General features: G+C 62.6%; 8 protein-coding genes. 3 read left to right on the top strand and 5 right to left on the bottom strand.

Annotated elements, in window-relative coordinates; all coding sequences use genetic code 11:
• Positions 1-451: ATP-binding protein (locus WAN02_RS31290; RefSeq protein ID WP_422269247.1), on the top strand; the 451-nt coding region annotated here is incomplete at its 5' end.
• Here WAN02_RS31290 and WAN02_RS31285 read toward each other — a convergent pair.
• The 3 genes from WAN02_RS31285 to WAN02_RS31275 all read right to left on the bottom strand — a co-directional run bounded on the left by WAN02_RS31285 (position 433) and on the right by WAN02_RS31275 (position 2,981).
• Complete coding sequence (locus WAN02_RS31285; RefSeq protein WP_422269246.1) at positions 433-1,101, bottom strand: response regulator transcription factor; 669 nt, start codon at positions 1,099-1,101, stop codon at positions 433-435. The two genes, WAN02_RS31290 and WAN02_RS31285, sit on opposite strands and share 19 nt — an antisense overlap.
• Positions 1,098-1,874, bottom strand: a complete 777-nt coding sequence (locus WAN02_RS31280) for a hypothetical protein (RefSeq protein WP_422269245.1) — start codon at positions 1,872-1,874, stop codon at positions 1,098-1,100. The genes WAN02_RS31285 and WAN02_RS31280 overlap by 4 nt, the downstream gene beginning before the upstream one ends.
• Positions 1,875-2,132: 258 nt before the next feature.
• Positions 2,133-2,981, bottom strand: coding sequence for an esterase/lipase family protein (locus WAN02_RS31275; protein ID WP_422269244.1), 849 nt, complete (start codon positions 2,979-2,981; stop codon positions 2,133-2,135).
• A gap of 136 nt (positions 2,982-3,117) precedes the next feature.
• Here WAN02_RS31275 and WAN02_RS31270 point away from each other — a divergent pair, with 136 nt between their 5' ends.
• Together WAN02_RS31270 and WAN02_RS31265 are read left to right on the top strand one after the other, a co-directional pair.
• Positions 3,118-4,656: a class I adenylate-forming enzyme family protein gene (locus WAN02_RS31270; RefSeq protein ID WP_422269243.1), complete on the top strand. Its 1,539-nt coding sequence runs from the start codon at positions 3,118-3,120 to the stop codon at positions 4,654-4,656.
• Positions 4,635-5,519 carry a TetR/AcrR family transcriptional regulator gene (locus WAN02_RS31265; protein ID WP_422269242.1) on the top strand — a complete coding sequence of 295 codons (885 nt, stop codon included), beginning with the start codon at positions 4,635-4,637 and terminating at the stop codon, positions 5,517-5,519. The genes WAN02_RS31270 and WAN02_RS31265 overlap by 22 nt, the downstream gene beginning before the upstream one ends.
• Before the next feature lie 2 nt (positions 5,520-5,521).
• On the opposite strand, the gene WAN02_RS31260 is transcribed toward WAN02_RS31265, so the two are convergent.
• Both WAN02_RS31260 and WAN02_RS31255 read right to left on the bottom strand, forming a co-directional pair.
• On the bottom strand, positions 5,522-6,286 hold the full coding sequence (locus WAN02_RS31260) for an SDR family NAD(P)-dependent oxidoreductase (RefSeq protein WP_422269241.1): 765 nt from the start codon (positions 6,284-6,286) through the stop codon (positions 5,522-5,524).
• Positions 6,283-7,492 (bottom strand): PHA/PHB synthase family protein (locus WAN02_RS31255; protein ID WP_422269240.1); only part of this gene is annotated, 1,210 nt, incomplete at its 5' end. The genes WAN02_RS31260 and WAN02_RS31255, both read right to left, overlap by 4 nt.

Here is a 7,492-nt window from a genome sequence, read left to right as displayed (position 1 = left end):
GCGCAAGGAAGAGGTGGCCCTCGACGAACTTGCCGAGGTCGAAGCCGCGCGTGTTCGACGCGAAGCGGGATGCACTGTCCAAGCGGACATCTGGCCAACGCGTCTGACAGGTGACCCAGCCGGGATGTCTCGGATGATCCGCAACTTGGTGGACAACGCAGTGCATCATGCGAAGTCACTGATCGTCATCGAAGTCAGCAGCCGGGACAGCACAGCCATTCTCAGCCTCAGTGACGACGGTCCTGGCATTGCCCCGGCCGAACGAACGCGCGTATTCGAACGCTTCGTGCGTCTGGATTCGGATCGCTCCCGCAGCGGCGGGGGAGCGGGCTTGGGCTTAGCGATCGTCGCCGAGGTAGTTGCCGCCCATGGCGGCACGGTCACCATCGACGATCGACCCGGTGGCGGGACCAAGGTGATCGTGGCACTGCCTCAACACAACAACCGATAACCGACGCCCCGGATTGTCTCGATGGTGTTGGTACCGAACGGAACATCAATCTTGCGCCGCAGATATCCGACATAGACCTCGACGACATTGTCAGGACCCTGATAGTGCGCATCCCACACGTTCCGTAATATCTCGGTTTTCGTCACCACCATGTCCTTGTTGCGCATCAGGAACTCGAGCAGCCCAAACTCGCGAGGAGTCAGAGTGATTGGGATCGAACCACGTTCAACCTTGTGCCGTGCAGGATCGAGTGACAGTGATCCGGCGGTCAACACCACAGGTCGCTCCGGCGCACCACGACGGACCAAGGCGTGGATCCGTGCCACCAGCACCCGGAACGAAAACGGTTTCGTCAGATAGTCATCCGCCCCGAGGTCGAACGCATCGGTTTCGTCATACTCACCGTCCTTGGCAGTCAGCATGAGCACGGGTGTCCACACCTGTTGTGCGCGCATTCGTCGCAGGACCTCATATCCACTATGGCCGGGCAGCATGATGTCGAGGACCACGACGTCGAAGCTGTTCTCGATCGCCTCGTATAGGCCGTCGACGCCATTAGCGACGGACACGACGACGAAGCCTTCGGCCTTCAGGCCCCTGGTGAGAGTCGTCGAGAGGCGCGGCTCATCCTCGACGAGCAGAACTCTCATGTCCGTGCCTCGGCCGGATGACGTCCCGGGCGTTGTGGCAGGACGACCATCAGCAGAACGATGATGGCCGCGATGACCGCCGAGGCCAGCGGCCGGCTCAGGGCCAGGCCGCCGTCGGCGACGGGCTTGTCGACGAAGTCACCCACGGTTGCGCCCAAAGGCCGCGTCAGGATGAAAGCGACCCAAAACAAGGTGACGTGCGACACCGTGGTCCAGCAATAGAGGGCGATGACAATCGCGAGCGCAGCGGCGAATACCAGTGCGCCCCGCTCGTATCCAATTCCGCGTGTGTCGGCGAGCCAGTCGCCGAGCGCGGTGCCCAACGTCTGCGAAAACGTGATGGTTGCCCAGTAGAACGCCTCGACTTTTGGCGTAGAAACAGTGCTGACAGCTACTGTCCCTTCGGACCAACGCCAGAGCCCCAGCGTCGCTGACAGGCAACCCAGAAGCAGAAGCGATCCGCCGGTGTAGCCGATTCCCAACGATCGATCGGCGAAATCCGCCAGGGTCGTGCCGAAGGTCGTCGAGGCCACGATCGTTGCCCAATACAGCGTCGCGTGGAAACGCTTGGCGAGGATTTGTGCAGCGACCAGCGCCACAAACGCAACGCCGAAAAGTGCGACTCCGGCCAGATAGCCCCAGTTCAGGGTCATTGTGACGGTGTCGCCGCCCGTCTCGCCCAGCGTTGTGGCCAAGATCTTGATGACCCAGAAGCCCAGGGTCACCGCCGGCACTTTGGTCAACGCCTGTTTCGAGCCTTCATCAGCTAACAAGTTTCCGGCCTCACGTGAAATCGGTGGGAAATGAGTGCTGGTGTTCGACCATCGTGCGCGTGCTTACGGCATTGCTTACGCTAGCCGCGCTGAGGAATTGTTGAGAAACGACGCCAGGTGTTGATGCCGTCAACACTTTCGGCGTATCCGCAGGTCAATCAAATTTTTCAGGCTGCTTCGATTCCCTGCAGCTCCACAATAAGCGGCAGGTCAAAGCGATAAAGAGAGCCCCTGCCGAAGCTACGTTTAGAACCGTGATTATTCGTCGGTGGCCGGCACTGCCAAAGCCTCGGCAACCGCGCGGTAGGCGTGTCGGTTGAATGCCAGGCCGATGTGACTTCCGCGCACCTCCACGCACACCGCGTAATCGGCTACACATGACTGCCAGCGCACCACTCCGTCGTTGCGCGAGTAGATCGATGTGAATCTGACATCGCCAGGAAACGGCGCGGCGAAACCCACCCCATATGGGCAGGTGCATCGCAGGGTGAGGCAGCCACGCTCGGATCGCGCCGGGTCACAGCCGGCCAAGGCGCCGCGCATGACCGCGGCGCCACACTTGGTCAAAACCGAGATGTCGAGTGGATCCTCCACCCCGGTGCCCATCGTGACGACGTGAGAAACCCGATCGGGATAACGTGCCGCGAGAGATCTGGCGTAGTGGCCGCCGCGGCTGTGCCCGACGATCGCCAGGCGCCGCCCGCCCATCGAGTACTCGCGTTCGATGACGCCGACCATTCGCTCATCGAAGCTATCGCCGCACCCGGAGTTGAACCGAATTCCGCTGGCAACCGGACGGTAGCCGATGCGCCCCAAAAAACCGGCTAGCAGCCTCAATGTCGCATCGGAAACGAGGAAGCCCGGTAGCAGCAGCACGCTGCGGCCATCACCATGGGGCACGCCACGGCCCCGCAACACGGGATCGGTGAGCAACCGTGCCAGTTCGCCAGAAGACCGGCATTCGAGCAGTGGGTGACCCAACCAGAACGCATCGACTCCGGTCGCAGCGCCGTTGGTGACGGCTGCGGCGGCCGGCCTCCGCGCCATTGCCCTCACCGCTTGGTGCCGCCCCAACCGGGCCTCGCCCGCAACGATTCCGAGAACCATTTTTGGACCATAGCCCAGTTCAAGCCGCTAGAACAATCTGAATCAGAATTCAGAATCGATTTCTGTTCTGATAAACTGAGGGACACTCGCGTCGGTAAGCGGTTGTTATCCGTCCGGCGAGTAAGGAGAAAACACAATGGTCGAGGTGGAGATTTACGAGGTGTCCACCACGCTGAGTCCGTTTTCACAGATGGGGATCTTCTACGACGAACACGGCGTACCGCACTATGAAGCGCTGCCGACGTCCCTGTTGGAAATGCTCGAGAGTCATGTCACTGACCGTCCCGAGGCCGAGGCCGTGGTCGAACTGGGTGGCAAGCGCCTGACCTATGGCCAGTTGTGGGACCGCGCCGCGCGGGTCGCGGGCGGATTGCGCACGGCCGGATTGCAACCTGGGGCCCGGGTGGCCCTACGCCATCCGGCCGGAGCTAATTGGGTACTGGGGTTCTGGGGCACCCTTATGGCGGGTGGCATCCCGGTGGCGATCAACACCCGCTCCGCTGCTCCCGAGGCTGGGTTCGTCATCGAGGACAGCGATGCGCGTATCGAATTGTCGGCGGAGACCTCCATGCCCGACGCCGGGCCCTACGTGGCCGACGACCTCACCGGTGACGATATCGCCGCGTTGTTCTACACATCGGGAACTACCGGGCGGCCGAAGGGCGTGCCGACTACGCACGAGGCGTTTTTGACCAACGCCGAGAATATCGTTCGCTGCCTGGACATTCCCCGTGACATCGGGGCCGAGTTGCGGACACTAATTTGCGTGCCGCTGTTTCATGTTACGGGCTGCAACTCCCAATTAATCGCCGCGACGTATTTGGGCGGTACCTCGGTAATCATGCCGGCGTTGGATCTTTCCGCGATGCCGACCGTGCTTGCGCGCGAGCGGATCACGCTCATGGTGACCGTCCCGGCCATCTACGCCCTGCTGCTTGGTCGATCCGATCTCGCCGACGCCGACGTTAGCCATCTCCGATGGGTGGGATACGGCGGCGCACCGATCGCGACGTCGTTGGTGGATGCGCTGCGGTCGAAGTTCAGCAACGCCAAGGTTTTCAACGGCTACGGGATGACCGAGACCTCCTCGTTGACCACCCTGCTGCCCGACCGTGACGCCCTTAAGCATGCCGATTCAGTTGGCTATGCTGTGCCATCGGTGGATATCGCAGTCACGCCCTTCGGTGACGACGCCACCACCGGCGAGTTGTTGGTGCGTGGGGCAAATGTCATGGCGGGCTACTGGAATCGCCCCGAGGCCACCGCCCAAACCATCACCGAAGGCTGGCTGCACACTGGAGACGTGGTCAGGGTCGACGATGCCGGGCGTGTGCACATCATCGATCGGACGAAGGACATCATCAATCGCGGGGGCGAGAACATCTCGAGTGTGGAGGTAGAAAACGCACTCGCGACCGCCCCGGGTGTCGTCGAGGCCGCGGTGGTCGCGGTGCCGGATACGGTGATGGGTGAAAAAGTCGGGGTGGTTCTCTTCGGCGGCGGCAAGCAGATCGTCATCGGCGACGTGCTGGCGCACTGCCGCGAACTGCTGGCTGACTTCAAAGTTCCTCAGTACGTGAGTGTTTCGGATGATCCGCTGCCCCGCAACGCCGCGGGCAAGCTGCTGAAAGCCGCGCTGCGCAAAGAGGTGCGGTGGGGACCGCCTTTGCGATGACCACCAGCGCCGCAGAGGGTCACGACGTTAGGCAAGCATTGCATCGGGCGGTGCGTGACTTGTTCGAGCAGAACGGTTATACGGGAACCCACATTCGCGATATCACCGACAGGGCCGGCGTCGCTCTGTCGACGTTCTATGCCACGTACGGCTCGAAGCAGCAGGCCTGGCATGCCACCATGGGCAGCGCTGACGAGACCACCGGCAGCGAGGCGCCGCAGGGTCGCGCGGCCCAAACGCGCGCGGCGCTGATCGCTGCGGCCCGCGACGTCATCGAGCGCGACGGCTACCATGCTGCGCGGATCACCGACATCGCGAATCAAGCGGGAGCCGCCATCGGGTCGTTCTACCACCACTTTTCAGGCAAGCAAGCGGTTTTCACCGCGGTCTTGCACGAACACCTCGCTACGCTGCACAACACCGTCGGCGCCGGTGGCGGCGGCGACCGCGGCCGCGATACCGATGACACGGGGCTGCGGACAACCGCCGAACTGCGTGCACATGCCATCCAGCGCGTCAGTGCTGCCGTCGATCGCTATTTGGACGACTACCCCGGTCACACATCACTGTTACTGCTACGCCTCGACGAGGCCATTGGAACCCACCCCGAACTCATCGAGTTGCGTCTTGCGGTACACCGCCATTTCGCCTCAGCGATCGCGACCAGTCTGCGCCGCTGGCAAGCAGCAGGCATTGCCGACGCATCGCTCGACGCCGATCATGCCGGTGACGCATTGGCAGCCATGGTAGGCCACGCAACGAGAGTCTGGCGATTGTTCGGCAGCCCATACGACCGGGATGTTGCGTCACGAAACTTGACGACCCTGTGGTGCAACGGAGTTGGCCTACGCAACCCAGAGTGATGTCAGGTTGTCAGAACTCCGCCGTCGACAGGCAAGGTAATGCCGGTGACATAACTTCCGGCGTCGCTGGCTAGGAAGATCAGTGCGGCGGAGAGTTCGGCGTGCAAGCCGAGGCGTCCGGCTAGGACGCGTGGGAGGATCCGTGTGTCGACGTGGTTGCGGTCCATGCTGTCGCTCATGTCGGATTCGAAGAAGCCGGGAGCGAGTGCGTTCACTCGAATTCCCTTGCGGGAGGTCCATTGCTGTGCAAGATCACGGGTGAGCCCGATGAGGCCGGCCTTCGACGACGAATACGCAGCTTGCGGCAGGCCACTGGTGGTGAGTGCCAGCACGCTGGCGATGTTGACGATCGAGCTGCCGGGACGCATGACGCGCGCGCAAGCCTGTGCCATCCAATAACAGCCGTTGAGATTGATCTCAATAACCGATCGGAACTGGTCGGGGGTTTCCTTGAGTGCTGGTACGGCGGTGCCGACTCCGGCATTGTTGATAAGAATGTCTACGCGCCCGTAGGTGGTCATCGCCGCCTCGACGAGGGCTGTGCAGTCGTCGGGGTCCGCGACGTCGGTGCGTAAGGCGATGGCACGGCGTCCGGTGTTTTCGACGAGGGTGCAGGTTTCTGCGAGGCGGTCCGCTCGGCGGGCGCCGAGGGCGAGGTCGGCGCCGGCTTCGGCGAGCGCAGCAGCGAATCCGACGCCCAGGCCACTGGATGCCCCGGTCAAGACGGCGACCCGGCCGTCGAGCCGGAAGCGGTCGAGGATAGTCATTGGGTACCTTTCGCGACGGATGTGTCTGTGGGGAAAGTGATTACGCGCCGAACGTATTCACCCGGCGCGTCACCCACTGGAGGGTAAGTGTCGCTTCCCAGTCGTACGGGTGCCGGACGCTTGCCGGGGGTGTGCTGCTCGATCCACGCGTTCCAGTGGTCCCACCAGCTGCCCTGATTGTCGACCGAGCGGGCGAGCCACGTCTGCGGATCATCACCGCCGATGTCACCCGTCCGATGGCTGGCTCGCGCACTGCCCGGCGCTCTGGCGATTGCGATGGCGTGCCCGCCGTGTGCGAGCACAAATGTCACCTCGCCGCCGATCATGGAGACCGTCCGAAAGCAGTTCTGCCACGGGGAGATGTGGTCGGTCGATGCGGCAAGGACGTAAGTATCGACGGTGATCTGTCCGCCGTCGATCGGCACCCCGCTGATACTGACTCCGCCAGGCCGCGTGAGTCTATTGTTCAGCGCTGCCTCCATCATTTGTGCGCCGAAGCGGGTGGCCAAATTTGTTTGGTCAGCCGCCCAGTAGAGCAGCCCCACAGCGGGTGGAGGCTTGCCGAGCAGGTAGTTGTGCACAGCATTTGCCCAGATGCCTTCGATGGGCCGGATCAGCGCAAACGACCACGCCGCTTCCCGGGCGTCGAAGTAGCCGTGCTTGATTGCGCGACGCACAGCACGGTCGACCTGCTTCTGGTCGAGATACGCCATGCCCGACGGGCCCCGGTCGTAATCGAGGACTGCGATGGCGATCGTCAGTGTCGCGAGTATGTGCTGTTGCTCGATCGCTGCCAGATATGCCGCGGCTAAAAAGGCGAGCACGCCGCCGCCACACAGGCCGAGCAGGTGGCTAGTAGTGGCGCCGCTAATGTCGGAGATCGTCTCGAGGATCTCAACGATGCTCGAGACGTAATCGTCGAAACCGATGTCGGCGTGGCTGGCGTCCGGGTTGACCCAGGACACCACGAAAACGTTACGGCCACGGTCCAGCTCAGCGCGCATCACCGACTGCTCAGGCTCGAGGTCAACCAGGTAGTACTTGTTCACCGGTGATGAGACCAGTAGCACCGGGACCTCGTCCACCTCGTCGGCGCGCGGCTGATATTGGATCAGCTCGTAGATCCGGTTCCGTCGCACCACCTTTCCGGGTGTGGCGGCGATGGTTTCGCCGATGCGGTAGGCCGACTGATCGACGCTACTCGGC

It is taken from the genome of Mycobacterium sp., assembly GCF_049281135.1.
GTDB lineage: Bacteria > Actinomycetota > Actinomycetes > Mycobacteriales > Mycobacteriaceae > Mycobacterium.
The sequence above is the reverse complement of the archived record's forward strand: the minus strand, read 5'-3'. Positions and strand labels throughout refer to the sequence as shown.

Excerpts from the sequence above, each read along its gene's own strand:
- WAN02_RS31285 (WP_422269246.1), bottom strand. The coding sequence starts at position 1,101 with ATGAGAGTTCTGCTCGTCGAGGATGAGCCGCGCCTCTCGACGACTCTC.
- WAN02_RS31275 (WP_422269244.1), bottom strand. The coding sequence starts at position 2,981 with ATGGTTCTCGGAATCGTTGCGGGCGAGGCCCGGTTGGGGCGGCACCAA.
- WAN02_RS31270 (WP_422269243.1), top strand. The coding sequence starts at position 3,118 with ATGGTCGAGGTGGAGATTTACGAGGTGTCCACCACGCTGAGTCCGTTT.
- WAN02_RS31260 (WP_422269241.1), bottom strand. The coding sequence starts at position 6,286 with ATGACTATCCTCGACCGCTTCCGGCTCGACGGCCGGGTCGCCGTCTTG.